We start from the raw sequence: 26,698 nt of genomic DNA, 5'->3' as shown, positions 1-26,698 counted from the left end.
AATTTAAGAATAAACTATATACTTTTTTGCAAGGCGGGCTGCCGCCCTCATGAAGCACATGACAAAAGGGGACACAAGGTGAAAGCGTTACGAAAAAGCGTGATGGGACTGGCCCTGGGGGCCGCGTTGATGATGGGTTGGGGGACGGCCAGCCAGGCGGCCGGGGACGAGCTGAAGATCGCCTTTCCGGTGGACATCCCGTCCTGGGATCCGACCTCGGTCACGTTTCCGGCTGGGCAGTCCATCTACAAGGCCGTATTCGATTCGCCGCTGTTCGTCGGCGACGACCTGAAGGTGGCGCCGCGCCTGATCGAATCCTGGGAATGGGCCGATGAGCAGGGGCAGGCCCTGAAGGTCAAGCTGCGCGCCAACGTCAAGTTCCACGACGGCAGCGCCATGACCGCCGAAGACCTGAAGTTCACCTTCGATCGCGCCATCAACAAGAAGACGCTGGCGCTCAACGGCATGCTGCCCACGCTCGAGTCGGTGGAGGTCATCGGCCCGCTGGAAGCCGTGATCCATTTCAGCTCGCCCACGCCCACCGCGCCCAAGGGGCTGGCATTCCTGTCGGCCTACATCCTGCCCAAGGCCTATTTCGAGAAAGTGGGCGAGGCCGAGTTCCTGAAGCGCCCCGTGGGCGCCGGGCCGTACAAGCTGAGCGATTACCAGCGCGGCTCGCGCATCACGCTGGAGGCGTTCCAGGATTACTGGCAGGGCGAGCCGGCCTTGAAGCATGTGGTGTTCGACATCGTGCCGGATTCCTCGGCGCGGGTCGCGGCGGTGGAGTCGGGACGCGCCGACGTGTCGGTCCAGATTCCGGTGCGCGAAATCACCCGATTGGAAAAGAATCCCAAGCTGGAAGCCAAGGTCTATCCCTACAGCGAGATCTACATCCTGCAGATGCCCAGCTACGTGGACAGCTTCAAGGACGTGCATGTGCGCCGCGCCATGAACATGGCCATCGACAAGGCCGGGCTGTCGCGCGCCTTCTACAAGAATGCGGCCCAGCCCTTGTCGGTGCTGGCCACCAAAGGTTCGCCGGGCGATGTGCCGGACCTGAACATCCCCTTCGACAAGAAGGCCGCGGTGGAGGAGCTGGCCAAGGCCGGCTACAGCACGCAAAAGCCCCTGGTCATCACCCTGTACTCCACCAACAACACGTTCCCGTCGGATTATGACGTGGCGCGCGCCGTGGCGCAGATGTGGAGCCAGATCGGGATCCAGACCACGGTGGAGGAAATCACCGTGGCCAAATACCTGGAACTGAGCCATTCGTCCAAGCTGACCGGGGTGATGCTGTACAGCTGGGCCAACGCCACAGGCGATCCGGAAATCTTCACCGGCCGCATCCTGGACCCGCGCCTGCGTTTTTCCACCTGGAAAGAAGAGCGTCTGGCCGGCACCCTGGACGAGCTCAATCGCCAGATGGACGAAGGCAAGCGCGTAGCGGGCTACCAGGCCCTGAACCGCGAGGCGGCCGAGCAGGCCTGGAGCCTGCCGGTGCTGCAGTCCATTTCCACCATCGCCTACAAGAAGGGCCTGAAGCTCAACACCTACCAGACCGGCTACATCCTGCCGCAGGAGTATTCCTGGCAGTAAGTGAGTAGCGCATCCCGCGGCTGCATGCCGCGGGGCTGTCCGCCGGGCCGGGTCCGGCGCTTTTCCTCCTGCGGTTCTGTTCATGAAAAACGTTTGCTTCCTGCTGGCGCGCAAGTTCGTCTTCGTGCTGGTGACGGCGTTCCTGCTGTCCATGATCGTGTTCTTCATGCTGCGCGTCATCCCCGCCGACTCGCTGGGCATGATGCTGCCGCCCTCGGCCACCGAGGCCGACGCGCAGGCGCTGCGCGTCGAACTGGGCATGGACGGTTCGGTGCTGCACCAGTATCAGGTCTGGTTCAGCGGCGCGCTGCGCGGCGACCTGGGCAATTCCATCTTCTTTCACCAGCCCGTCACCGGCTTGCTGGGCCAGGCCTTGCCGCCCACGCTGGAGCTGGCCTGCATCAGCCTGCTGATGGCCTTGCTGATCTCCATTCCGGGCGGCATCGTCCTTTACCTGCTGGACAAGAAGAAGATCGAGTTCGCCGCCGACTTCGTGCTGGTGCTGCTGCTGTCCGTGCCGTCCTTTCTGTGGGGCATCATCCTGATCGTGGTGTTCGGCGTGCTGTTTCCCGTCCTGCCTTTCATGGGCCGCATGGAGGGCACGCCGGCGCTGGACGGGGGCACCGGCTTTCTGCTGCTTGACCTGCTGGTGCGGGGGCAGTGGCAGGCCTGGTGGGACGCCTTTTCCCACTTGCTGCTGCCGGCCCTGGCCCTGGCGCTGGCCTTCAGCCCCATCGTGATCCGCGTGCTGCGCTCCAGCCTGATCGAGACCGCCAACAGCCAGTACGTGAACGTGGCCCGCCTGCGCGGCGTGCCGGAGTGGCGGGTGCTGCTGGTGCATATGCTCAAGAACGCCGCCTTGCCCACCCTGACCCTGATCGGCGTGCAGTTCGGCTTTCTGTTCGGCGGCACCTTGCTGATCGAAGTGATCTTCTCCTTTCCCGGCATCGGCAACCTGATGGTGCAGGCCATCAAGAATCACGACCTGCCCCTGATCCAGGGCGTGGCCCTGGTGTTCTGCCTGATGGTGCTGGCCGTCAATTTCTGTGTAGACGGCTTGTACAGCGTCCTGAATCCGCGTCTGAGGTCCGCATGAACACGAGTTCGCTATCGTCCCTGGGGGCCCGGCTGCGGCCGGTGCTGGCCCATCCCAAAGTCCTGGCGGGCGGCATCCTGGTGCTGATATTCGCCCTGGTGGCCCTGTTCGCCCCCTGGCTGGCGCCCAACGACCCCAATGCCCAGGACCTGCTGGCGACCTTGCTGCCGCCATCCTGGCAGGAGGGCGGGCTGGCCCAGTATCCGCTGGGCACCGACGGCCTGGGCCGCTGCATCCTGTCGCGCCTGATCTACGGCAGCCGGGTTGCCTTCCAGGTGGCGGTCACCGCCGCCGCGGGCACCATGGTGCTGGGCACCGTGCTGGCCATCCTGGCCGGCTACATCGGCGGCTGGTTCGACCGCACGGTGAGCTCCCTGGTGGTCCTGTGGATGGCCTTTCCGCCCGTGGTGTTCTCCATGATGCTGATGGTGGGCCTGGGCACGGGCTTGTTCAACGTCATCCTGGCCGTGGTGCTGGTGGACTGGACGCGCTTTTATCGCGTGGTGCGCGCCGAGGTCCTGGTGGCCCGCCAGCGCGATTATGTCTATGCCGCCCACCTGCTGGGCTTCTCGCACCTGCGCATCATGCTGCGCGAGGTCCTGCCCAGCGTGGCGCCGCTGATCGTCACGCTGTTCAGCCTGCAGATGGGCGTGGCCATCGTGGTGGAGGCCATCCTGAGTTTCGTGGGGCTGTCCGTGCCTTCGGACGTGGTGGCCTGGGGCGTCATGCTGGCCGACGGCCGGGACCAGATCTACCAGGCGGGCTGGGGCCTGATGGCGCCGGTGATGGGCATCGTATTCGCGGTGCTGGGTTTCAATTTGCTGAGCGACGGCCTGCGCACGACGCTGGATCCCAGGCTCAAGCAACGGGGAGCGCATTGATGAGCGTGCCGGTCATTGAATTCAAGCAGGTCAGCGTCAGCGTGCCTGTGCAGGGGCAGCCGGTGGAGCTGCTGCGCAAGGTGTCCTTCGCCGTGCAGGCGGGTCGCACGCTGGGCCTGGTGGGCGAGTCGGGGGCGGGCAAGAGCATGATAGGCCGGGTCATTTCCGGCATGCTGCCCAGCAATCTGCGCCTGTCCTCGGGGCAGGTCTGTTTCCAGGGCGCGCCGGTGACGGGGGCGCAGATGCGCCGCCTGCTGGGCCGCAAGATCGCCTTCGTGCCGCAGGAGCCGCTGTCTTCGCTCAATCCGGTGCTGACCATACGCCAGCAGATGATGGAGCACCTGGCGCGCCTGGGCATCGCGCGGCGCGATCGCGAGCGCTATTGCCTGGAGCGCCTGCACGAAGTGGGGCTGCCCGATCCGCCGTCCATCCTGGGACGCTATGCGCACGAGCTGTCCGGGGGGCAATGCCAGCGCATCCTGATCGCCATGGCGTTTTCGGGCGATCCGGAGCTGATCATCGCCGACGAGCCGACCACGGCCCTGGACGTGATCACCCAGGCGCAGATCATCCGCATCCTGCGCGACGTGCAGCAGCGTCACCGGACGGCGGTCATCCTGATCACGCACGACTTGCGCATGGCCGCGCACGTCTGCGACGAAGTGGCCGTGCTGTACGCCGGCGACGTGGTGGAGCAGGGGCCGGCGGCCGACGTGCTGGACACGCCGCTGCACCCCTATGCCTGGGCGCTGAAGAATGCCACGCCCGCCTTGACCGGTCCCCTGCTTGCCCTGCCTTCGCTGGCCGACATCATGCCGGGGCTCAAGGACATGCGCGAACTGCCTGGTTGCCGCTTCGCGCGGCGCTGCCCGACCCGCAATGCGCAGTGCGAACAGCGTCCGCCCGCACTGGAGAGGGTGCGTCCAGGGCACAGCGTCAGTTGCGCCGGCGCCTGCCTGGCGGGCGAGGCGGCGGCCCGCGCCGAGCTTCATGTTCCTCCCGAACCGCCGGCTCCCGAACTGGCGCCTCTGGTGGAGTTTCGTGAAGTCGAGCGCAGCTACCGGGTGACGCGCCAAGGGCGCCGCGGCCTGATGCATGCCTTGCGTCCCCTGTCGCTGAGCGTGCGTCCGGGCGAGCTGGTGGGCGTGGTGGGCGAGAGCGGCAGCGGCAAGAGCACGGTGGCGCGCCTGATGGTGGGCCTGCTGCCGCCCAGCGGCGGGCAGGTGCTGGTGCAGGGGCGGCCGCGCGAGCAATTCGCGGCGGGGCAGGGCGCCTCGCTGTCGCAAACCATACAGATGGTGTTCCAGGACCCTGATTCGGCTCTGAACCCGCGCCGCAGCGTGCAGCAGCTGGTGACCCAGGTGCTGGAGCTGCAGCCGGACATGACGCCGGAGCAACGCCGCCGCAAGGCGGACGAGCTGATGGCCCAGGTGGGCATCGCCCAGGATGCGGGCCAGCGGTTTCCGTCCGAGCTGTCGGGCGGACAGAAGCAGCGCGTCAATATCGCCCGGGCCCTGTGCGTTCAGCCGCGCCTGCTGGTGGCCGACGAGATCGTTTCCGGCCTGGACGTATCGGTACAGGCGCTGATCCTGAATCTGCTGCTGCGCTTGAACAAGGAGCTGGGCGTGGCGGTGGTCTTCATCTCCCATGACCTGTCCGTGATCCGTTATCTGTGCACGCGCGTGCTGGTCATGAAGAGCGGCGAAGTCGTCGAGCAGGGGCCGACCGCGGAGGTCTTCGCCCGCCCGCAGCATCCCTACACCCGTCTGTTGCTGGCCAGCGTACCGCCCGACGACTCCAGCCGGCCCTGGCCGGCGCCGCAGGCGGCCGAGGCGGACGCCGGTATGGCCGGCGCGAGCCTGGCGCCCGCCCTGGCGGTCTGAATCACGTTTTACTCGCATTACACAGGAATCACTATGAGGTATGCCAACAACGAGGCCGCGCTTGCCGGCCTGGCCCAGGCCAATCAGGTGCATCGGGACGCCTACCTGGACGAGGAAGTGTTCCAGCTGGAAATGGAGCGCCTGTTCAGCCGCGCCTGGCTGTACGTGGGCCACGAAAGCCAGGTGCCCAACGCCGGCGACTATATTTCGGTGACGCTGGCCCAGAGCCCGGTGATCATGCTGCGTCATGGCGACGGCTCGGTGCGCGTGGTGATGAACCGCTGTGCGCACAAAGGCGCGCGCCTGGTCAGCGAATCCAGCGGCAATGTGGGCAAGATGCTGCGCTGCCCCTACCACGCCTGGACGTACCGGCTGGATGGCTCCCTGCTGGCGGTGCCGCTGAAGAACGCCTATGAAAACACCGGCTTCGCCCAGTGCCCGGCAGCGGAAGGTCTATCCACGCCCGGTGCGGTGGACAGTTATCGCGGCTTTGTCTTCGCGCGCCTGAGCGAGCAGGGGCCGAGCCTGAAGGAGTACTTCGGCGAGGTGCTCCAGGCGCTGGACAATATGGCCGACCGTTCGCCCCAGGGCGAGCTGCAGGTGGCGGGCGGATCCATCCGCACCGTGATCCACTGCAACTGGAAGATGTACCTGGAGAACATCAACGATACGGTCCATCCGATCTCCACGCATGAGTCGGCCTCCAGTTCGGCCGCCAAGGTGGGCGAAGTCTTCAAGGACGAAGATCCCACGGCGCTGGAGCAATTGCTGCCGTTCGGCTCGGGCTACGACTTTTATTCGCGCATGGGCGTACAGACCTTTCCCAACGGCCACAGCATCCTGGGCACCAAGTTCAGCATCCATACCGACTATTCCGGCATCCCCGGCTACGAGGCCATGATGCGGGAGGCCTGGGGCGAGGAGAAAGCCGCGCGCGTGCTGGGGTTCAATCCGCAGAATGTGGTGTTCTATCCGAGCATGGCCGCCAAGGGGGCGCCGCAGATCATCCGCGTGCTGCGTCCGCTGGCAGTGGACCGCACTTTGCTGGAGGTCTGGGTCTTCCAGCCCAAGGGCGCGCCGCGCGAGATGCTCGATCGCGGCCTGACCTACAGCCGCCTGGTGTATTCGCCCATGAGCGTGGTGGCGCACGATGACGTGCATTTGTTCGAGAGCCAGCAGGCCAGCCTGAAGGCGCAGGGCAACCCCTGGGTCAACTTGCTGCGCCAGTTCGACGAGCAGGAGCTGGCGCAGGAAGGCGGCACCTTCGACGACGCCAACAATGAACGGGTGATACGCAACCAGTACCGCGCCTGGCAACAGGGCATGGCGCGGCAGGAGCAGGAATGATGAGCATGCACAGGCAGCACAGTCTGCAGGAATTCGTGTGGCAGGAAAACGCCTTGCTGGACCAGGGGCGATTTGACGAGTGGTACGAGCTGTTTGCGCCGGACGGTCTGTACTGGATTCCCGGCGAATCAGGCCAGCAAAGCCCGCAGGGCCGCATGTGCATCGCCCTGGAAAACCGCATGTTGATGCGTCTGCGTATCGACAGGCTGTCGCATCACCGCGCTTTTTCGCTGCAGCCGGGCGTGCGGGGCCTGCGCGTGATCCAGTCTCCCCGGCTCCAGTCGGAGCAGCCGGACGGGCAGGGCTGCTATACGGTCCGCACCAATCTGATCTATTCGGAGTTCCAGAAGCAGAGGACCGAGGTGCTGCCTGCCACGGCTTCGTACCGGTTGCGCGAACGCGGGCAGGGCTGGGAGATCGTGGAAAAGCGCGTGGACCTGCTGAGCGTGGATGGCTACCTGCCCACCATCCAGTTGTTCATCTAGGCTTGCCATGGACGCATCGGTTTCCTATCGCAGCCTGCCCTGCGCGGACATGGACGACACCCTGGCCTATCGCCTGCTGACGTCCCTGGTCGTGCCGCGCCCCATTGCCTGGGTCTGCACGCTGGAGGCGTCGGGCAGCGTGAACCTGGCGCCGTTCAGCTCGTTCAACTACGTGGCCCATAGTCCGCCCATGCTGGCCATCAACATCAATCGCACCGAGCGGGGCGGCCTGAAGGACACGGCCCGCAATCTGCAAGCCAATGGCGAATGCGTGGTGCAGCTATGCCGGCAGGCGGACCTGGCGGCGGTGCACGCCAGCGCCGCCGAGCGTCCGCCGGGCCACAGCGAGGCCCTGGAGCTGGGGCTGGCCCTGTCGCCCGGTCAACACGTGCGCGTGCCACGCCTGGACGGAGCGGCGGTGCAGATGGAGTGCCGCCTGGACCAGGTGGTCGACCTGGGCCGGGGCGTCAACCAGCTGCATATCCTGGAGGTGCTGGCCTTCCACGTGGATCAAGCCCTGCTGGATGCCGATGGCCGGGTGGACATGCAGGCCTACCGGCCCCTGGCCCGGCTGGCGGGACCATATTACGCCGTGCCGGGGGAGATTTTGCGGCCTTGACCTGACTTGGTTGGTTAAAGCGGCCGTGCATGGATTCAACTCTCTGAGATGCAATGGTTCCATGTATATAGGGTGGTCGATACAGCGGTCGTTGTGAGCCGTTCAAGGCTTTAGAGGGGCAAGCCGTCAGCCCAGGCTGCCCCTCTAAAGTCTTGAACGGCGTGTTCACAAGGAGCCGCTCTGCTGTCGAACAGCCTATTTGTTTCATTGGCCGGTTCGTTTGAGGGATGCTTGTGACGGCGCAAAAAAAAGACCGCCTCGTGGGCGGTCTTTTTACTACTGAGCAAGGCGCAGAATTTAATAAACACCTTGATGACGCATCGCGGTGGCCACTTTGACGAAGCCGGCGATATTGGCGCCATTGACGTAGTTGACGAAATCGCTTTCTTGACCATAGTTCACGCAATTCTCGTGGATGTCGCGCATAATGGAGTGCAGCTTGGTGTCGACTTGTTCGCGGGTCCAGTTCAGACGCTGGGCGTTCTGGCTCATTTCCAGGCCGGAGACGGCTACGCCGCCGGCATTGCTGGCTTTGCCGGGAGCATACAGGATCTTGGCATGGATGAAGGCATCCACCGCCTCGAGGGTGCTGGGCATGTTGGCGCCTTCGGCCACGCAGCGCACGCCGTTCTTGATCAGGGTCTCGGCGTCGGCGCGATCCAGTTCGTTCTGGGTGGCGCAGGGCAGGGCGACGTCGACCGGCACGTGCCATGGGCGCTTGCCTTCTTCGTAGCGCAGGCCCAGCTGGTCGGCGTATTCCTTCACGCGGCCGCGCTGGCCGTTCTTGACGTGCATCAGGACAGCCAGTTTTTCAGGCGTGAAGCCGTCCAGGTCCACCACGCAGCCATGGGAGTCGGACACGGTCACGACCTTGGCGCCCAGGTGCATGCACTTCTCGATGGCGTATTGAGCCACGTTGCCGGAGCCGGAAACGGATACGGTCAGGCCTTCGATGGACTGGCCCTTGCGCTTGAGCATTTCTTCGGCGAAATACACCGTGCCGTAGCCCGTGGCTTCGGGACGGATCAGGCTGCCGCCGAAGGTCAGGTCCTTGCCGGTGAACACGCAGGCAGCGCTGTTGGACAGCTTTTTCATCATGCCGGCCATGAAGCCCACTTCGCGCGCGCCCACGCCGATGTCGCCCGCGGGCACGTCGGTGTCAGGACCCAGGTGACGGTACAGCTCGGTGATCAGAGCCTGGCAGAAGCGCATCACTTCGCCGTCGGACTTGCCCTTGGGATCGAAGTCGGAGCCGCCTTTGCCGCCGCCCATGGGCAGGGTGGTCAGGGCGTTCTTGAAGGTCTGCTCGAAGGCCAGGAACTTCAGGATGGACAGATTCACCGAGGGGTGGAAGCGCATGCCGCCCTTGAAGGGACCGATGGCGTTGTTGTGCTGGATACGGAAGCCGCGATTGACCTGGACCTGGCCGCGGTCGTCCACCCAGGAGATGCGGAACTGGATGGCGCGTTCAGGTTCGACCAGGCGCTCGAGCAGGCCGTGATCGGCGTACTGGGGGTTCTTCTCGATGAAGGGCCACAGGCTGGTCATGACTTCGCGTACGGCCTGCATGAATTCAGGCTGATGCGGGTCACGGGCTTGGACCTTGGCGAGGAACTGTTCTAATGAGATAAGTTTCATTGCAAGCGAACTCTGTTTGCAAGACTGAGGGTTGGATTAGAACTCAGCAGATTGAAAGATAGGGTGCACGGGAATGCACCAAGGTCATACGTCCATCGCAAGCAAGCCTCTCGGATGGAGAGGCTTGCGGATGTTCGATTTACTTCTTCATCATGTCGAAGAATTCGGAGTTGGTCTTTGTAGCCCGGATCTTGTCCAGGATAAATTCCATGGCTTCGATTTCATCCATGCCGTGGATGAATTTGCGTAGCACCCAGACCTTTTGTAGAAGGTCCGGCTTGATCAGCAGTTCTTCGCGACGGGTACCTGATTTGTTCAGGTTGATGGCAGGGTAAATGCGTTTTTCGGCCAGGCGGCGCTCCAGATGGATTTCGGAGTTGCCGGTGCCTTTGAATTCTTCGTAGATGACTTCATCCATGCGGCTGCCGGTTTCGATCAGCGCGGTGCCGATGATGGTCAGGGAGCCGCCTTCTTCCAGGTTGCGGGCCGCGCCGAAGAAGCGCTTGGGCCGCTGCAGGGCATTGGCGTCCACGCCGCCGGTCAGGACCTTGCCGGAGGCGGGCACCACGGTGTTGTAGGCGCGGGCCAGGCGGGTGATGGAGTCCAGCAGGATCACCACGTCTTTTTTCAGTTCGACCAGGCGCTTGGCTTTTTCGATGACCATCTCGGCCACCTGGACGTGGCGCGTGGCCGGCTCGTCGAAGGTGGAGGCCACCACTTCGCCGCGCACGGTGCGCTGCATCTCGGTCACTTCCTCGGGGCGCTCGTCCACCAGCAGGACGATCATGGTGGCCTCGGGGTAGTTGGTGGTGATGGCGTGGGCCATGTGCTGCATCATCACCGTCTTGCCCGACTTGGGGCTGGCCACGATCAGGGCGCGCTGGCCCTTGCCGATGGGGGCGAAGATGTCCAGGATGCGGCCGGTGATGTTCTCCTCGCTCTTGATGTCGCGCTCCAGGCGCATGGGCTGGTCCGGATGCAGCGGCGTGAGGTTCTCAAACATGATGCGATGCTTGATGGCCTCGGGCTGCATGCCGTTGACCTTGTCCACCTTGACCAGCGCGAAGTAGCGCTCGCCGTCTTTGGGCGTGCGCACCTCGCCTTCGATCGAGTCGCCGGTGTGCAGGTTGAAGCGGCGGATCTGCGACGGGGAGATGTAGATGTCGTCCGTGCTGGCCAGGTAGGAAGTCTCCGGCGAACGCAGGAAGCCGAAACCGTCCGGCAATACTTCCAGCACCCCGTCTCCGAAAATCTGCTCGCCTTTCTTGGCGTGCTTTTTCATGATGGCGAACATGAGCTCTTGCTTGCGCAAGCGGTTCGCGTTGTCGATTTCCAGAGTGGCAGCCATTTCTAGCAGCTGCGAGACGTGCAGAGCTTTTAATTCGTTGAGGTGCATGAGAGGGGAAGGGATTTCAGCAGCAGACCGCGGGCCAGCGGCGGGCCCGCGTGCGGTTAATCAGAAGGATTACAGGGAGCTGTCGAGAAACGCGCTGAGTTGCGACTTGGAAAGTGCCCCGACTTTGGTTTCGGCCACTTTGCCGTCTTTGAACAGCATGAGCGTGGGAATTCCGCGAATACCGAATTTTGCAGGGGTATCGGGATTTTCATCGACATTGAGCTTGGCAATGATAACACGGCCTTTGTACTGTTCGGCAGCGTCGTCCAGCAGGGGGGCGATCATTTTGCAGGGACCGCACCAGGCGGCCCAGTAGTCGACCAGAACGGGCAGTTCTGCTTTGAGGACGTCGTTCTCGAAGGAGGCGTCCGTTACATGTTTGATGGAATCGCTCATGGCAAGATACAAAAAAGAAGAAAGGATGACCAAAAACTATACGTGTGGCGAGGCCTGAGCACAATGTATTCTACGGTGAATTGCGACGCTCTTGTTGCCAATTTTTGACAGGATGGCATTGCTCTTTGCCGATAATGGCCCGGCAGCGGCGGGGCGCGCGCCGACAAAGCGTTTCCCCCCTGGCCCATCCCCCCGTAAAATACCGTTTTTCTGATCGATCTTCCGGGAATCAAGTTGTCTACCACACGCTACGACGAATCCTCCATCCGGGTGCTCAAGGGGCTGGAACCGGTCCGCCAGCGCCCGGGCATGTACACCCGAACCGACAATCCCCTGCACATCCTGCAGGAAGTCATCGACAACGCGGCCGACGAGGCATTGGCCGGTTTCGCCCGCACCCTGACGGTCACGGTGCTGGAGGACGGCGGCATCGAGGTCGAGGACGACGGGCGCGGCATTCCGGTCGGCCTGCATCCGGACGAGCAGGCGCCGGTGGTGGAGCTGGTCTTCACCCGCCTGCACGCCGGCGGCAAGTTCGACAAGGCCGACGGCGGCGCCTATGCCTTCTCGGGCGGCCTGCACGGGGTGGGGGTGTCGGTCACCAACGCGCTCTCGCGCCGTCTGGAAGTGCTGGTCTGGCGCGATGCCCAGGCGCATGAAATCATTTTCTCCGGCGGCGAGGTCGAACGGCCCCTGACCGTGGTGGGCTCCGTGGGCAAGCGAAAATCAGGCACGCGCGTGCGCCTCTGGCCCGATCCCCAGTATTTCGATTCCGCGCAGATCCCCATGGGCCAGCTTGCGCACATCCTGCGCAGCAAGGCTGTGCTGCTGGGCGGGGTCACCGTGCAGCTGGTCAACCAGAAAACCGGCCAGCAGCAGCAATGGTGCTACCAGGACGGCCTGCGCGGCTACCTGCAGGAGGAGCTGGGCGATACCGAATTGCTGGTGCCCCTGTTCGAAGGCCGCCAGTACGCGCCCCAGGACGACGACAATTTCTCGCCGGGCGAGGGGGCGCACTGGGTGGTGACCTGGACGCCGGATGGCAACATCGTGCGCGAATCCTACGTCAACCTGATTCCCACCAGCGCCGGGGGCACGCATGAAGCGGGCCTGCGCGACGGCCTCTACCAGGCTGTGCGCAGCTTCGCCGAACTGCACAGCCTGATCCCCAAGGGCGTGAAGCTGCTGCCCGAGGACGTGTTCGCCCGCGCCAGCTTCGTGCTGTCGGCCAAGGTGCTCGATCCCCAGTTCCAGGGGCAGATCAAGGAAAAACTGAACAGCCGGGATGCGGTGCGCCTGGTGGGCGGCTATGTGCGCAACGCCCTGGAGCTGCACTTGCACGCCCACGTGGACCAGGGCCGCAAGCTGGCTGAGGTGGCCATACGCCAGGCCCAGGCGCGCACCCGCTCGGCCCAGAAAGTGGAAAAGCGCAAGAGCTCGGGGGTGGCGGTGCTGCCCGGCAAGCTCACCGATTGCGAATCGCACGACCTGGACCGCTCCGAACTCTTCCTGGTGGAGGGCGATTCGGCCGGCGGCTCGGCCAAGATGGGCCGGGACAAGGAATTCCAGGCCATCCTGCCGCTGCGCGGCAAGGTGCTCAATGCCTGGGAAGTGGAGCGCGACCGCCTGTTCGCCAACCAGGAGATCCACGACATTTCGGTCGCGATCGGCGTGGACCCGCACGATGCGGATTCCGATCCGGACCTCTCGGGCCTGCGCTACGGCCGCATCTGCATCCTGTCGGATGCCGACGTGGACGGCTCCCACATCCAGGTGCTGCTGCTGACTCTGTTCTTCCGCCATTTCCCCAAGCTGATCGAGGCCGGCCACGTCTACGTGGCGCGTCCGCCGCTGTTCCGCGTGGACGTGCCCGCGGCCGGCAAGCGCGCCGCCCGCAAGATCTACTGCCTGGACCAGGGTGAACTGGACGCCACCCTGGAGAAGCTGCGCAACGAGGCGATCCGCGTGGAGTCGCTGAGCATCAGCCGCTTCAAGGGCCTGGGCGAGATGAGCGCCGAACAGCTCTGGGACACCACCATGAATCCGGACACCCGCCGCCTGTTGCCGGTCAGCTGGGGCGCGGACGGGCTGCCGGGCACGCAGGCCATGTTCACCATGCTGATGGGCAAGGGCGAGGCGTCCCAGCGGCGCGCCTGGCTGGAAGAAAAAGGCAATCTGGCCGAAATTGATGTTTGAGCCGGGGCAAAGAGTCATTTATGGAAAGCAATCAATTGGATTTTGAGCCGGCGGGATCGGACGATCACATCACGCTGGCCACGTATGCCGAGCAGGCCTACCTGGATTACGCCGTATCGGTGGTGCGCGGCCGCGCGCTGCCCGACCTGACCGACGGGCAAAAGCCCGTGCAGCGCCGCATCCTGTACGCCATGGACGCCATGGGGCTGGGCCCGAACGCCAAGCCCGTGAAGTCCGCCCGCGTGGTCGGGGACGTGCTGGGCAAGTACCACCCTCACGGCGACCAGGCCGCCTATGACGCCATGGTGCGCATGGCGCAGGACTTCGTGCTGCGCTACCCGCTGGTGGATGGCCAGGGCAACTTCGGCTCGCGCGACGGCGACAATGCCGCCGCCATGCGTTACACGGAAGCGCGCCTGACCCCGTTTTCGCGCCTGCTGCTGGACGAGCTGGACGAGGGCACGGTGGATTTCGTGCCCAACTACGACGGCAGCCAGAAAGAGCCCGTGGCGCTGCCCGCGCGCCTGCCCATCATGCTGTTGAACGGCGCCTCGGGCATCGCCGTGGGCATGGCCACCGAGATTCCCTCGCATAATCTGCGCGAGATCGCCCAGGCCTGCGTGGCCCTGCTGCGCGATCCCAAGCTCAGCGACCAGGACCTGTACCAGCTGGTGCCGGGGCCCGACTTCGCCGGGGGCGGCCAGATCATCTCGCCGGCCTCGGACATCGCGGCCATCTATACGCAAGGCCGCGGCACGGTCAAGGCGCGCGCCCGCTGGGTCTTCGAGGACCTGGCGCGCGGCCAGTGGCAGCTGGTGGTCACCGAACTGCCCCCGGGCACCTCGGCCCAGAGGATCCTCGAGGAAATCGAGGAGCGCACCAATCCCAAGGTCAAGAACGGCAAGAAATCGCTGACGGCCGAACAGCAGCAGACCAAGGCCCTGATGCTCAACCTGCTGGATACGGTGCGCGATGAATCAGGCAAGCAGGCTGCGGTGCGCCTGGTGTTCGAACCCAAATCGCGCACCATCGATCGTGACGAATTCGTCAATACGCTGCTGGCCCAGACCAGCCTGGAAGGCAGCGTGTCCATCAACCTGGTGTGCATCGACGTGGACGGCCGGCCCGGCCAGCGCTCCTTGCGCCAGATCCTGGGCAACTGGCTGGAGTTCCGCCGGCTGACCATGGAGCGCCGCACGCGTTTCCGCCTGGACAAGGTCTCCGACCGCATCCATGTGCTGGAAGGGCGCATGGTGGTCTATCTGAACGTGGACGAGGTCATCCAGACCATACGCGAATCCGACGAACCGCGCGCCGCGCTGATGGAGCGCTTCGAGCTGAGCGAGCGCCAGGCGGACGACATCCTGGAGATGCGCCTGCGCCAGCTGGCTCGCCTGGAAGGATTCAAGATCGAAAAGGAATTGGACGAGCGCCGCAAGGAGCAGGCCGGCCTGCAGGAACTGCTGGACAATCCCAAGGCCTTCAAGCGCCTGATGATCCGCGAGATCGAAGCCGACGCCAAGACCTACGGCGACGAGCGCCGCACCCTGATCGAGGCGGCCGAGCGGGCCGTGCTGGAGAACAAGGTGGTGGACGAGCCCGTCACCGTCATCATCTCCCACAAGGGCTGGCTGCGCTGCCGCCAAGGACACGGGCACGATGCCTCCCAGTTCACCTTCAAGACCGGCGACAGGCTGTACGACGCCCTGGAATGCCGCAGCACCACGGACCTGGTGGCCCTGGGGCGCGACGGCCGGGTCTATACTGTGCCGGTCTCCAGCCTGCCGTCGGCGCGCGGCGACGGCCAGCCCATCACCTCCATGATCGAGGTCAGCCCGGCGGCGCCGATCGAGCACATGATGGCCGCGCCCGGCGACCAGCGCTACGTGCTGGCGGCCTCGGACGGCTATGGCTTCATCGCCAGCCACGCGGACATGAATACCCGTCAGCGGGCCGGCAAGCAGTTCGTCACCGTCGAGGCGGGCAAGTCGCTGCTCAAGCCGCTCGCCTTGCGGCCGGACGATCAGTACGTGGGCCTGCTCAGCGCCAAGGGCCGCTTCCTGGTGGTGGACATCAATGAACTGAAAGTGCTGGAGAAGGGCGGCCGCGGCACTATCCTGATGGGCCTGGACGAGGGCGACAGCCTGGTGCAATGGGTGGCCGTCGGCGAGGACGGCCTGGCCGTGTCGGGCATCTATCGCAAGCGCGAGTCCACCGTGCACATGGACCTGGACGCCCTGGCCGAATACCTGGGCAAGCGGGCCCGCAAAGGCAAGCAGCTGGGCGTCAAACTCAGCGATCCTGTGCTGCACCGCCCGCAGGTACAGTAAGGTTTTGCCGCCGGGCCGCCGGAATGCCGCATCACCCAAGGCAAAAGCGCCCCCTCGGGGGGCAGCAAGCCGAAGGCGCAGCGTGGGGGTGTTTTTTTGCCGCCAGCCGGGGTTGTGTGCCCCGGCCGGCTTGCTTCTTTTTTTCGAGTATTGGATATGAGTTTCAAGATCACGGTACAGCCCAGTGGGCACAGTTTCGAGGTCCAGCCCGGGCAATCCGTGCTGGATGGCGCCCTGAACGCGGGCATCGTCCTGCCGTACAGCTGCCGCAACGGCACCTGTTCGTCCTGCAAGGGCAAAGTGCTGGAGGGCGACTACGATGCCGGCCGCGCACCCGAGCAACTGCTCAGCGACGAGGACCGGGCGGCGGGCTATACCCTGTTCTGCCAGGCCAAGCCGGCCACGGACATGGTGATCGAATCGCACGAGATCCGCATGGCTTCGGACATCCAGATCCGCAAGATGCCTTCGCGCGTGGCCGGGCTGGAGAAGGTGCGCGAGGACGTCATGATCGTGCGCCTGCAGATGCCGACCTCCGAGCCTTTCCGCTACTACCCCGGCCAGTACCTGGAATTCATCCTGAAGGACGGCAGTCGCCGCAGCTATTCCATGGCCACGCCGCCGCGCGAGGACAACCAGGTTGAGCTGCACATCCGCCACATGCCCGGCGGGCTGTTCACCGACCACGTCTTCGGCGCAGGCGCCACGGCCATGAAAGAGCGCGAGATCCTGCGCGTGGAAGCGCCGCTGGGCTCTTTCTTCCTGCGCGAGGACAGCGATGCGCCCATGGTGTTCCTGGCCAGCGGCACCGGTTTCGCCCCCATCAAGGCCCTGATCGAGCGCCTGCGCCAGACGGGTAGCCGGCGCGAGATCGCCTTGTACTGGGGCGGTCGTCGTCCGGGCGACCTCTATCAGTCCGAGCTGGCCGAGCAGTGGGCGGCGGACATGCCCAACCTGCGCTACATCCCCGTGGTGTCGGATGCCAGGCCCGAAGACGGCTGGACCGGGCGCACGGGCTTTGTGCACATGGCCGTGCTGCAGGACCTGCCCGACCTGTCGGGCTGGCAGGTGTATGCCTGCGGCGCTCCGGCCATGGTCGAGAGCGCGCGCCGCGACTTCGTCGAGCAGGCCGGCCTGAATCCGGACGCCTATTTCGCGGACGCCTTCACCTCTTTGGCCGACGTCAAGTAAGCGACGCCGACTTCCACGCAGAAACGGACAGCAGACATGAAAGTAGCAGTACTGGGCGGCGGCATCATCGGAATTTCGACGGCATGGTGGTTGAGCCAGGACGGGCACGAGGTCGTGGTGGTGGACAGGCGCAACGGGCCGGCCCAGGAAACGTCCCGCGCCAATGGCGGGCAGATATCGGTCTCCTACGCCGAGCCCTGGGCCAATCCGCAGATGCCGCTGAAGCTGCTCAAGTGGCTGCTGGACGACAATGCGCCGCTGCTGTTCCGGCCGCGCCTGGACATGCGCCAGTGGCGCTGGTGCCTGGCGTTCCTGCGGGAATGCCTGCCTTCGCGACTGGCGCCCAATGTGCGCGCCCTGGTGGGTCTGGCCGAGTACAGCCGCCGCACGCTCAAGCAGATGCGGCCTTCGCTGGACTTCGACTATCGCCATCAGGAAAAAGGCATCATCACCTTCTATCGCGACGCCGCCAGCCTGGACGATTCCCTGCAGATGGCGGACCTGATGCGCGACATGGGCGTGGATCGGCGCGTGATGAGCGTGGATGAACTGGTGCAGGTCGAGCCCGCGTTAGCGGCGGCGCGCCATCTGATCGTGGGCGGGGACTACACCAAGGACGATGAATCCGGGGACGTCAATCAGTTCGCCTGCGGCCTGGCGGCCATGGCCGAAAAGGCGGGCGTGCAGTTCCGCTTCTCCACCCAGATCAACCGCCTGCAGACCGAGCAGGGCAAGGTGAGCGGGGTGGAGATCATCGCGCCCGACGGCAGCTTCGAATCCTTGCAGGCCGACGCCTTCGTGGTCGCCATGGGCAGTTTCAGCCCCGAATTGCTCGAGCCCCTGGGCATTGCATGCCCGGTCTATCCGGCCAAGGGTTATTCGGTCACCATCCCGGTGCTCGTGCCCGAGGCCGTGCCTACGGTCAGCCTGACCGACAAGGACCAGAAGATCGTCTATTCGCGCCTGGGCGACAGCTTGCGCATGGCCGGCACGGCCGAGCTTTCGGGCTACTCCCGCAGCTTGAACACAAAGCGTTGCACATCCATGCTGGCGCAAGTGGCGGAATTGTTCCCAAGCGCCCTGGATTTTGATAATGTTCATTTCTGGTCGGGACTGCGTCCCGCCACGCCTTCAAATGTTCCGCTGATCGGCCGCACCCGTATATCGAACCTGTATCTGAATACCGGGCACGGCACGTTGGGATGGACGATGGGGGTCGGCTCCGGCCGGGCCCTGGCCGACCTGATGGGCGGCCGTCAGCCCGAACCCGAATTTCCTTTTTTACGCTAAAGGATTTATGAAGAATCTACGCGGATTAGCGCTGAAGCGGTGCGTGCAGGCACTGGCGACGGCGGCGTGCGGTTCCGCCGCGCTTTTGTATGGTTCCGCTGCCCTGGCTGCGGTGGACATCCAGGTCTGGACTTCCCTGAATCCTCACAACCAGGCCGAATTCGAGAAACTGGTCAGGGACTTCAATCGCAGCCAGAAGGACGTCAAGGTCGAGGTCAAGGCGCACGACTCGGATGCCGCCCTGGACCAGGCCCTGCAGGCCGCATCCGGCGCGCAACTGCCCAACCTGGTTCAGCTGGGCGAGATGTCCGGCCTGGACGAAGTGGCGGACCGCTCCTACATCCTGCCCATGCATACGCTGCTCGCCAAGGAGAACCTGGGCAACGTGTCCTGGTTCCTGGCCTCCAACTCCTTCGTGCGCAACGGCCGCGGCCAGTTGCAGGGCTTCCCCTACATGGCGGAGATCCCCGTCATGTACTACAACCTGGACGCCTTCCAGAAAGCCAAGCTGGAACCGGCCGTTCCCAGCCGCGTCTGGCTGGACCTGCAAGGCCAGCTGGTGCAGCTGGCCAACAACGGCTCGCGCCGCTGCCCCCTGACGTCCGACCAGTCCGTCTCCATCAACCTGGAGAATCTGGCGGCGGTGAACAACCAGATCTATGGCCTGGCCCCCGGGCCCAAGGTCAAGGGCAAGGTGGGCTTCGATTTCGACGTCCTGTACATCCGCCACCTGTCCATGATGGTCAGCTGGGTCAAGTCCGAGCTGATGGTCAAGCCCGACATGCTGCCTCAGTCGCCCCAGCGTTTCGCCAAGGGCGAGTGCGCCGTCATGTTCTCGAATTCGGGACATATCGGCGAATACAGCGCCACTCGCGGCCTGAAGTACGCGGTGACCGGCCTGCCGTACTACCCTGAAGTCACCCAGACTCCCGGCAAGCCTTTCGTGACCGGCTCGGCCCTGTGGGCGACCAAGGGGCATCCGGCCGACCAGAACCAGGCCGCCGCGCGTTTCGTCAGCTGGCTGGCCCAGCCCGAGAACGCTGCACGCTGGTACCAACAGACCGGCTTCCTGCCCGTCAGCCGCGAGGCCTTCAACGCCACCGGCAGCGACTATTACAGCGGCAAGGGCGACTGGCAGCACCTGGTGGGCGCCTACGGCAGCGGCTCTTCGGGCACCGCCAAAGGCAATTTCCGCAATTACCGCCAGATTCGCGCCGTGTTCAACCAGAGCCTGGAAAGCGCCCTGGACGGCAAGCAGCCGGCCATGACGGCGCTGCGCACGGCCGCCACCGAAGCCAATCGTCTGGTGGCCCAGAAAGGACGCTGATTCATCCATTCGTACAAGCCGATCTGGCGCAGGGCCCAGGCCTGACCGAAGATGAGCTCCATGCCCCACAAGGGGTATGGAGCTTTTTCTTTGGATGTGCGCCATGCTGTCTTTTCTTCGGCTTGCCTGTGCCTGCCTGATCCTTCCCGGCCTGTCCGCTTGTCTGGCCGGACAGGGTCCGGGCGCATTTGCGCCCGAACCCGAGGCGCAGGCCTTCAATTTCGACTGGAGCCTGTCGGGCGAACCCCGTGTCGGTCCCTTGCAGGTCTTCGACAATGGCGTGCGCACCTGGTTGCACTTCGCGCCGGGCCAGATTGTGCCGGCCGTGTTCGGGCGGCGCGCGGGGCGGGAGCAGGCGCTGGTCCTGACGCCCGTGGGCCAGTTTCACCTTTCTCAGGGCGTATGGCCGGAACTGCTGTTTCGCGCCGGCCACGGGCAGGCGCGGGCCAGCCGGCACGCGGATCGGCCCGCCGGCGAGCCGCCGCCGTCCACGCTTGCCGCAGCGCCGGGGGCTGCGGTCCAGCCTGGCGCACCGTTGGTCGTCCGGGCCGCCGCTGCATTGCAGGAGCAGCCGGCTGTGCCGGCTGCGGTCCCGGCGCTTTCGCCTTCCTACGATATCCGCCCGGAGGACCAGACGCTGCGCCAGGCGCTGGCTCGCTGGGCCGGGCTGGCGGGCTGGGTGTTCCAGCCGGACCACTGGGACCTGGATGTGGATCTGCCGGTCAGCGCGCCGGCCCGCTTCCAGGGGGACTTCAAAACCGCGGTGCAGCAGTTGCTGCATGGTACCGAGCTGACCGCCTATCCGGCGCAGCCGTGCTTCTATTCCAATCAGGTTCTGCGCGTGGTGGCCTGGTCGCAGGCATGCGACCGCAGCCTGGCGTCCGGAGAGCGCTCATGAAGTCCTGGCTCATACTTGTCGCCGGTCTGCTCGCAGGATGCAGCCTGGCGCAGCAAGGCAGGGAGGTGGGCCGGCGCCATCAGGCGGCGCAGGAGCAGGTTCAGCAGCACCAGGAGCGTTTCCGGGAGGGCAATGACGCCGAGCAGCGGCGCCGCCGGCAGTCGGTGGACAGACCCTGGGTGGCCGGTTCCGCCGTTCCGCTGGGGCGGGACAAATCGCTGCCCGCAGTGTTGCGCGCCGCCCGCAAGGTCACCTTGGCGCTGGCCGAACCGTTGCCTGGCCTGGATCAACTGGCCCAGCGCATCGCCCACTTGTCGGGCCTGCCGGTCTTCGTCAGTCCGGAAGCGCTTCTGCCCGCCGCCGATTTCCTGCCGCGCCTGGCCAGCGCCGTGCCGGCGGCGGATCGCACCCACACGGAGCGGGGCCGCCTGCATCTGGAACAGCGCACGCTGGCGGATCTGCTGGATCATCTCTGCGCGGCCTATGGCGTCAACTGGCGCTATCGCCAGGGGCGGATCGAGTTTTTCCGCACCGAAACCCGTCATTTCCAATTGCGGATCCTGCAGCAGGACCTAGATGCCCAGGCCGGCATCGGCGGTTCGGGACAGGCAGGGGAAGCCTGGCAGACACGCTTGTCCGCCGCGCCCGTTTCCCTGATGGAATCACTGCGGCTGAGGGTGGAGGCCTTTCTGTCGCGCGCCGGAACGGTTGCGGCGGCGCCCGGCCCTAGCTCTTTGCTGGTGGTCACCGATACGCCCGAACGGCTGGACGCGGTAGGCCGGTATCTGGACCTGGAGAATCGCCAGCTGGCGCGCCGGGTGCGCCTGGTATTCGAGGAAATCAGCCTGTCCTTGTCTGACCAGCAGCAGATGGCGCTGGACTGGAACCTCCTGTTTCAGAAGGCCGGGCTGGCATGGGGCCTGGGCAGCCCCGGGGAGACCCTGTCCGCCGCCGTCACTCTCCAGGGGCGCAGCGAGCGCGGCGCCTGGGCGGGCACCGAGGGATTCCTCCAGGCCCTGGCCGAACAGGCCAGGGTGGTCCGGCGTCAGAGCTTCCCCATCTTTGCCTTGAACCGGCGTCCCGCCAGCCATTCCCTGCGCACGCGCTTCACGTACGTGGACAAGGTGGAGGCCGCGGCCTTGTCCGCCGGAGCCCAATTGTCGCTGCCCGCGGTCAGCGTCAGCCAGAAGGAAGAGGCCGTGGGCGCCATGCTCACCGTGGTGCCGGACATCCAGGACGACGGGCGCATCCTCCTGACCATCGCCTACGACAGCACGGTCGCCCAGCCGCTGCGCACGCTCAGCTTCGGCGACCGCAGCCATCCCTTGCAGTTGCAGCAGGTCACCATAGACGGCAACAGCCTGATGCAGCAGGTGTCGGTGCTGCCGGGCCAGACCTGGCTGATCGCCGGGCACGATCGCGTCCTGGACCAGGATGAACAGACCCGCGCCGGCCCGGACCTGCCCTGGCTGCTGGGCGGCAGCCGGCAGGTGCGCAGCCAGACCGTGCGCACTCTGCTGCTGCTGACGGCGTATCTGGAGGAGGGGAGCTGACATGACCCGCCACGAACCGCTTGTCGATTACTGTTTCGGCCTGCATTGGTTCGCCCTGGTCGATGGACCCTCGGGCCCGGGCCTGCGGCGCCTGTTGCGCAACCATCCTCGCGCCTGGTATTGCCTGGCCGGCGGAGATCTGCTGGCCGCGGGCCTGGCCGACGAAGCCTGCCTACGTGATTCCGCCGGGCTGGCGTCCGTGCGCGAGGCCAGCCCGGCCGCAAACGGTCGCCGCGCCGTGTCGTTCTACTCGGCCGCCGCCTGCGTGGCCGGCCAGCATCCGGACGGCTGCGTGCTGGCGCTGTGGCGACTTGAACAGGGGCGTTTCTGGCTGATGGCGGCCCACGACGGCGCCGTCATCGGCGGCACCGATTGCCTGTTCGACGACCCGGCGCAGGCCCATGCCGTGCATGCGGAAATGAAGCGGCGTTATTCCGGACTGCGGGAACTGCCGCAGCCCGAAGACCTGCGGGCGCACCTGGAGCAGGGCAGACAGGAATCCTGTCGCCTGCATGCCGGAGCGGGTCCGCGCTCGCGCCGGTTCGTTGTTCTGTTGGGGCCGGTGCTTGCGTTGGTCCTGATCGTCGCCGGCTGGATTCTGGGGCAGCAACGGCCTGCCGTTCAGACGGCCGCGGCCGATCTCGGCGGGCTCATGCAGGACTTTCGGCAACGGCACTGGCTGCCGGGCGTTGCGGGCTTCCAGTCTTTGCTGCGGCTTCTGGAGCGTCTTCCTTATCAGGCGGCGGGCTGGCGGCTCCAGCAGGCCGATTGCCTGCCGAACGATGGTTCCTGGCAATGCGCGGCGCTGTATGCGCGTCACGATCCGCAGGCAAGCAATCAGGGTCTGGAGCAGATTCTCGGTCCTCGGGTGGACCTGCAGTTCCTGGACCTGGACCGCGCCCGCCTGCGCGTGGCGGCAAGGCATCATGGCCAGCCTCTGGATTCGGCCCGCCTGCGGGGGCAGCGACAGAACGAACGCGACCTGTTCAGCGCACTGCAGGCCGTGCAGGCCGCCTTCGGGCAGGTGTCGATAGGGCCGCCGCAGGCGCTGGACTTTGGTCCCGGCGCTGCGCATGTGGAACATGCGCCGGGCGTGCAGCGCCGGCCCTGGCGCAGCCAGTCGCCTTTGCGCTCGGCGTATTTGTTATTGCCGCAGGCGCAGGTCCTGCGCTGGGAAAAAATCACGCTTCATGTGGCGGAGCAGGCGATTGCCTCGCTGGCCAGCAGCGTGTTGACCCTGAACCTGGAGGGCTATGTCTATGAGCGGGCCGACGAGGCGTCTTCTGATTCTGCGCAGGTGCTCGGCCATGATCTGGCTCCTGCCCATGCTGTGGCCTCCCCAGGCTCAGTCCGACACGGCGCTGCTGATCACGGTCCATGAACTGTTGCGCATGGACGCCGAGCGCGCCCGGCAGAATGCCTCGCCCCGCTCCTGCCCAGGGGATGCGCCCCTGACCAGCCAGGGGCGATCAGTAGACGGCGGCATCGAACTCAAAGCCATCTATGGCCGCGACAAGCAATTGCTGGCCGAGGTCCGGCTGGGCGAGCGTTCCCTGGTTTACCAGCAAGGCCAGCCCTGGCCCATAGGCCGGCACCGCGACCGAAGCATGCGGCTGCATTCCTTGAGCAGCCGTTGTATCGAACTTCAGGAAGGAGACCAAAAGCATGAGCTTTGCCTGGAACCTTGAACATCACGGCCGCGGCGCGGGCCGGCATCCCTGGCGGGCGTTCGGCAGGCGCCGGCGCGAACAGGCCGATCCCGGCGCGGACTTGGCCGAAGGGGATGCGCACCGGGGGCCGGGCGCGGCCCGGCTTGCGGAGGCCATTGCCAGCCTGTCCAGCCTTGAAGCGCTTCATGAAGCCTGTGAGCCCAAGCGCAGCCTGGCGGCGGAGCTGGGCGTGGAGCATCTGGCTGCCCGCCTGGCGCCCATCGTGACCAGGGACGGCGCCGCGGTGATCCTGGCCGTGGACGATATGGCGGCCTCGGACCAGGCGCAGGCATTGCTGGCCTTGCTGCGCGAACGCGGCTACCTGCTGGCCGATCCTCCCATGTACAAGGTCAGCGAGGCGCTGTTGCTCGCATTGCGCCGCGACGGCGTCCGGTTTCGTCAGAGCCTGCCGGCGCGTACGGACCGCAATGAGCTCGAGCAGCTTTTTCTGCGCCTGTTGCGCTGGGCGCTGGAGCAAGGCGCCAGCGACATCCATGTGCGTTTGCGCGAAGATCGCGCATGCTCCGATGTGCACTTCACCTTGGCGGGCCGCCAGGTGTGCCCCGACGCCTTTCAGGCGCTGGACACCCGCCTGCTGACGGACATGCTGGCACTGGTCTGGATGGATGCGCAGGGCGGCAATGGGGCCGTCTTCGATCCGGGCCAGGAGCAGCAGGCCAGCCTGCGCAGGCAGGTCGGGGGCCGCAGCGTCGCCTTGCGCTGGGCTTCCATGGCGGCCCTGCATGGCCCGGCCGTCTGTCTGAGGCTCCTGTCCACGCCCCAGGACAGCCCGCTGCCGGTGCTCGAGGAACTGGGCTATCTGCCCGAACAGGTGGCGCAGTTCAATCGCGTCATGGCCTGCGAGGGCGGGGCCATCCTGTTTGCCGGAACCGTCGGTTCGGGCAAATCCACGTCTCTGGCGGCGTTGGTGCGCAGCGTGCCGGCCACGCGCAAGATCATCACCCTCGAAGATCCGGTGGAGTACCTGATCCCCAACGCGATCCAGAGCTCACTCAGCCGCAGCCTGGACCAGGACGCGCATTCGGTCTTTGCCAGCAAGCTGCGCGCCCTGAAGCGTTCAGCCATGCAGGATGTCCTGCTGGGGGAGATACGCGACCGGGAGACGGGGCAGGCTTTCATGGATCTGGCGTCCTCGGGCGTCAGCGTCTACAGCTCCGTGCATGCCGCCGGGGCCGAGCAGATCCCGGAACGTCTGGCCTCGAGCTTCATCGGGGTGCCCAGAGAGTTTCTGGCCATGCCGGGCATGCTCAAGCTGCTGGTCTATCAAGCCCTGCTGCCGCTCCTGTGCCCGGGGTGCGCGCTGGACGGTCCGCCGAACGATGCGGCGCGCGCCAGCCTTGAGGCGCTGCGGGGCTGCGAAACCGGCTCCACGGATGGGTTGCTCTGGCGCAACAAGGCGGGATGCGCGCAATGCACGGGATCGCGCCTGCCCGAGCATTACGGCTATCAGGGCCGTACCGTGGTGGCGGAGCTGCTGGAGCCGGACCTCTTGCCTCAAGCGCACGAGCACATGCGTCGGGGCCTGCCTTTGCGCGCACCAGGCCCAGGCTTGCCCGCCGTGCTCCATTCCGCATTGTGCCAGGCGTACAGGGGCAGGCTGGACCTGCGCGACATCGAAGCCCGCTTCGGCGCTTTTGAAACCTGGCGCTTGCGCCTGAAGGCCCGTCGCCATCGCGCGGCCGGGGTCCAGGAGCTGCTTCAATGAATGAATTTGCGAGCAGCCGGCTTGTCCAGGCCTGGCGCGCCTGCCGCCTCCGGCTCGATCAATGGCGTTTCATCCGGCGGCGCGAGGCTTATTTCCAGTACTTGCTCGGGGTCCTGCAGGCGGAGCAGGGCCGTCGCACCCTGCACTCCCTGTTTGTGCAAGACAGCCTGCGCTACGGAGCAAGACATCATCGCGGCCGCCTGAGCCGGCATTGGCAGGCTGTGTACCGGCGCAGCGGCGGGGACTTGCAGGCGGTCTGGGCGGGTTGCCTGCGGCCGGATGAACTTCTGGTGTTGCGCACCGCACAGGCTGCAGGCCGGGTGCAGGACGGTCTTGCCGCCTTGAGTTCCTACCTGTCTCTGGTCGGCTGGGCGCGCGGGCAGGTTCTGCAACTGCTATGGCCCGCCGTCATGGCGGTGCTCCTGGCGGTTTTCCTGCTGGCCTGCATTCCCTGGCTGACAGTTCCGGCCCTGCAGCAGGCCTTCATGGATCTGCCGTCCGAGTTTCTCGGGGCGCGCACGGCAAGTCTGTACGCCTGGGCGCAGCGCCTGCGCACGGCGGCGCCATGGGCCGCCGTGCAGGCCGTGGCGGGGGCGGCGGGCCTTCGGCTCGTGTTGAAGAACCGCAGTCACGGACTGCGGCGCGCGATGGATCGCGTGGGTCCCGGCCTGGTCTTGCGCCGTCTGGCGGCCCTGCGCTTCTTGTCCTTGCTGGCGGTGCTCCTGCAGCCGGGCGCCGGCGCAAGCCTGCCTTTGCGCGCGGCAATCCAGCTCCTGGCCGTGGGCAGCGGCGACTGGATGCGCTGGCACCTGGACCTGATGCTGCGACGTATCGCGGCAGGGCATCGGGACGAGGCTGTTTTCGACACCGGGCTGCTGGATCGAGAGCTGCTCTGGTTCCTTTCCGACATGATCCGCGCTCACGGCATGGAACGCGCCCTGTCGCTATGCGCGCGCCAGGCCAGCGATACCCTGCGTTCGAGCCTGCCCCGGCAAGCCTTGGCGCTGCGCTGGTTCTGCCTGCTGGCCGCGGTCTTCTTCGGGCTCTGGCTGCTGGCTTGGCACTATGCCGTGCTGGACGAGCTGCGCCGTTCCTTGATGCTGTTCTTCAGTTCCTCTTCCTTGCTTTCCTGAATTCC

The 26,698-nt window shown here is 65.5% G+C and carries 21 protein-coding genes; 18 read left to right on the top strand and 3 right to left on the bottom strand.

The features are described 5' to 3' along the window. Window positions 1-78 precede the first annotated feature (78 nt). The 7 genes from ACF3ND_RS11200 (at window position 79) to ACF3ND_RS11170 (ending at window position 7,910) form a co-directional block, all read left to right on the top strand. Complete coding sequence (locus tag ACF3ND_RS11200; RefSeq protein WP_394060436.1) at window positions 79-1,599, top strand: ABC transporter substrate-binding protein; 1,521 nt, start codon at window positions 79-81, stop codon at window positions 1,597-1,599. 82 nt (window positions 1,600-1,681) lie between these two features. Next, complete coding sequence (locus ACF3ND_RS11195; RefSeq protein ID WP_394060434.1) at window positions 1,682-2,695, top strand: ABC transporter permease; 1,014 nt, start codon at window positions 1,682-1,684, stop codon at window positions 2,693-2,695. Next, complete coding sequence (locus ACF3ND_RS11190) at window positions 2,692-3,576, top strand: ABC transporter permease (protein WP_394060432.1); 885 nt, start codon at window positions 2,692-2,694, stop codon at window positions 3,574-3,576. Before ACF3ND_RS11195 ends, ACF3ND_RS11190 begins: the two co-directional genes overlap by 4 nt. Next, the gene (locus ACF3ND_RS11185) at window positions 3,576-5,459 is read left to right on the top strand and encodes a dipeptide ABC transporter ATP-binding protein (RefSeq protein ID WP_394060430.1); all 1,884 of its coding nucleotides are present in this window, start codon (window positions 3,576-3,578) and stop codon (window positions 5,457-5,459) included. The genes ACF3ND_RS11190 and ACF3ND_RS11185 overlap by 1 nt, the downstream gene beginning before the upstream one ends. A gap of 33 nt (window positions 5,460-5,492) precedes the next feature. After that, on the top strand, window positions 5,493-6,806 hold the full coding sequence (locus ACF3ND_RS11180) for an aromatic ring-hydroxylating dioxygenase subunit alpha (RefSeq protein ID WP_394060428.1): 1,314 nt from the start codon (window positions 5,493-5,495) through the stop codon (window positions 6,804-6,806). After that, window positions 6,803-7,291 carry an aromatic-ring-hydroxylating dioxygenase subunit beta gene (locus tag ACF3ND_RS11175; protein ID WP_394060426.1) on the top strand — a complete coding sequence of 163 codons (489 nt, stop codon included), beginning with the start codon at window positions 6,803-6,805 and terminating at the stop codon, window positions 7,289-7,291. The genes ACF3ND_RS11180 and ACF3ND_RS11175 overlap by 4 nt, the downstream gene beginning before the upstream one ends. Window positions 7,292-7,298: 7 nt before the next feature. Further along, on the top strand, window positions 7,299-7,910 hold the full coding sequence (locus ACF3ND_RS11170; RefSeq protein ID WP_394060424.1) for a flavin reductase family protein: 612 nt from the start codon (window positions 7,299-7,301) through the stop codon (window positions 7,908-7,910). Window positions 7,911-8,207: 297 nt separating this feature from the next. Here ACF3ND_RS11170 and gdhA read toward each other — a convergent pair whose 3' ends face one another. The 3 genes from gdhA to trxA all read right to left on the bottom strand — a co-directional run bounded on the left by gdhA (window position 8,208) and on the right by trxA (window position 11,340). Continuing rightward, window positions 8,208-9,548 carry an NADP-specific glutamate dehydrogenase gene (gene gdhA / locus ACF3ND_RS11165; protein ID WP_394060422.1) on the bottom strand — a complete coding sequence of 447 codons (1,341 nt, stop codon included), beginning with the start codon at window positions 9,546-9,548 and terminating at the stop codon, window positions 8,208-8,210. Between the two features lie 139 nt (window positions 9,549-9,687). Beyond that, window positions 9,688-10,944 carry a transcription termination factor Rho gene (gene rho, locus ACF3ND_RS11160; protein WP_394060420.1) on the bottom strand — a complete coding sequence of 419 codons (1,257 nt, stop codon included), beginning with the start codon at window positions 10,942-10,944 and terminating at the stop codon, window positions 9,688-9,690. 69 nt (window positions 10,945-11,013) lie between these two features. After that, on the bottom strand, window positions 11,014-11,340 hold the full coding sequence (gene trxA, locus ACF3ND_RS11155; RefSeq protein ID WP_394060418.1) for a thioredoxin TrxA: 327 nt from the start codon (window positions 11,338-11,340) through the stop codon (window positions 11,014-11,016). 234 nt (window positions 11,341-11,574) lie between these two features. On the opposite strand from trxA, the gene ACF3ND_RS11150 reads away from it, so the two are divergent. The 11 genes from ACF3ND_RS11150 (at window position 11,575) to ACF3ND_RS11100 (ending at window position 26,693) form a co-directional block, all read left to right on the top strand. Further along, window positions 11,575-13,536: a DNA topoisomerase IV subunit B gene (locus ACF3ND_RS11150; RefSeq protein ID WP_394060416.1), complete on the top strand. Its 1,962-nt coding sequence runs from the start codon at window positions 11,575-11,577 to the stop codon at window positions 13,534-13,536. A gap of 20 nt (window positions 13,537-13,556) precedes the next feature. After that, window positions 13,557-15,866, top strand: a complete 2,310-nt coding sequence (gene parC, locus ACF3ND_RS11145; protein ID WP_394060414.1) for a DNA topoisomerase IV subunit A — start codon at window positions 13,557-13,559, stop codon at window positions 15,864-15,866. 156 nt (window positions 15,867-16,022) lie between these two features. Next, a complete protein-coding gene (locus ACF3ND_RS11140) occupies window positions 16,023-17,057 on the top strand; it encodes a CDP-6-deoxy-delta-3,4-glucoseen reductase (RefSeq protein WP_394060412.1) in 1,035 nt (344 codons plus the stop codon). Window positions 17,058-17,093: 36 nt separating this feature from the next. Continuing rightward, complete coding sequence (locus tag ACF3ND_RS11135; RefSeq protein ID WP_394060410.1) at window positions 17,094-18,347, top strand: D-amino acid dehydrogenase; 1,254 nt, start codon at window positions 17,094-17,096, stop codon at window positions 18,345-18,347. Window positions 18,348-18,354: 7 nt separating this feature from the next. After that, window positions 18,355-19,674 carry an extracellular solute-binding protein gene (locus ACF3ND_RS11130; RefSeq protein ID WP_394060408.1) on the top strand — a complete coding sequence of 440 codons (1,320 nt, stop codon included), beginning with the start codon at window positions 18,355-18,357 and terminating at the stop codon, window positions 19,672-19,674. Window positions 19,675-19,777: 103 nt separating this feature from the next. Then, window positions 19,778-20,572, top strand: coding sequence for a TcpQ domain-containing protein (locus ACF3ND_RS11125; protein ID WP_394060406.1), 795 nt, complete (start codon window positions 19,778-19,780; stop codon window positions 20,570-20,572). Beyond that, window positions 20,569-22,125: a hypothetical protein gene (locus tag ACF3ND_RS11120; RefSeq protein WP_394060404.1), complete on the top strand. Its 1,557-nt coding sequence runs from the start codon at window positions 20,569-20,571 to the stop codon at window positions 22,123-22,125. Before ACF3ND_RS11125 ends, ACF3ND_RS11120 begins: the two co-directional genes overlap by 4 nt. A 1-nt stretch (window position 22,126) precedes the next feature. Continuing rightward, entirely contained in the window at window positions 22,127-23,506 is a 1,380-nt protein-coding gene (locus tag ACF3ND_RS11115; RefSeq protein ID WP_394060402.1) for a hypothetical protein, read from the top strand. Next, window positions 23,433-23,813, top strand: coding sequence for a hypothetical protein (locus ACF3ND_RS11110; protein WP_394060400.1), 381 nt, complete (start codon window positions 23,433-23,435; stop codon window positions 23,811-23,813). The genes ACF3ND_RS11115 and ACF3ND_RS11110 overlap by 74 nt, the downstream gene beginning before the upstream one ends. Continuing rightward, complete coding sequence (locus ACF3ND_RS11105) at window positions 23,791-25,560, top strand: ATPase, T2SS/T4P/T4SS family (RefSeq protein WP_394060398.1); 1,770 nt, start codon at window positions 23,791-23,793, stop codon at window positions 25,558-25,560. Before ACF3ND_RS11110 ends, ACF3ND_RS11105 begins: the two co-directional genes overlap by 23 nt. Beyond that, the gene (locus ACF3ND_RS11100) at window positions 25,557-26,693 is read left to right on the top strand and encodes a hypothetical protein (RefSeq protein WP_394060396.1); all 1,137 of its coding nucleotides are present in this window, start codon (window positions 25,557-25,559) and stop codon (window positions 26,691-26,693) included. Before ACF3ND_RS11105 ends, ACF3ND_RS11100 begins: the two co-directional genes overlap by 4 nt. The last annotated feature ends 5 nt before the right edge of the window (window positions 26,694-26,698 follow it).

The organism is Alcaligenes sp. WGS1538 (genome assembly GCF_043187505.1).
Lineage (GTDB): Bacteria > Pseudomonadota > Gammaproteobacteria > Burkholderiales > Burkholderiaceae_B > Alcaligenes.
The sequence above is the reverse complement of the archived record's forward strand: the minus strand, read 5'-3'. Positions and strand labels throughout refer to the sequence as shown.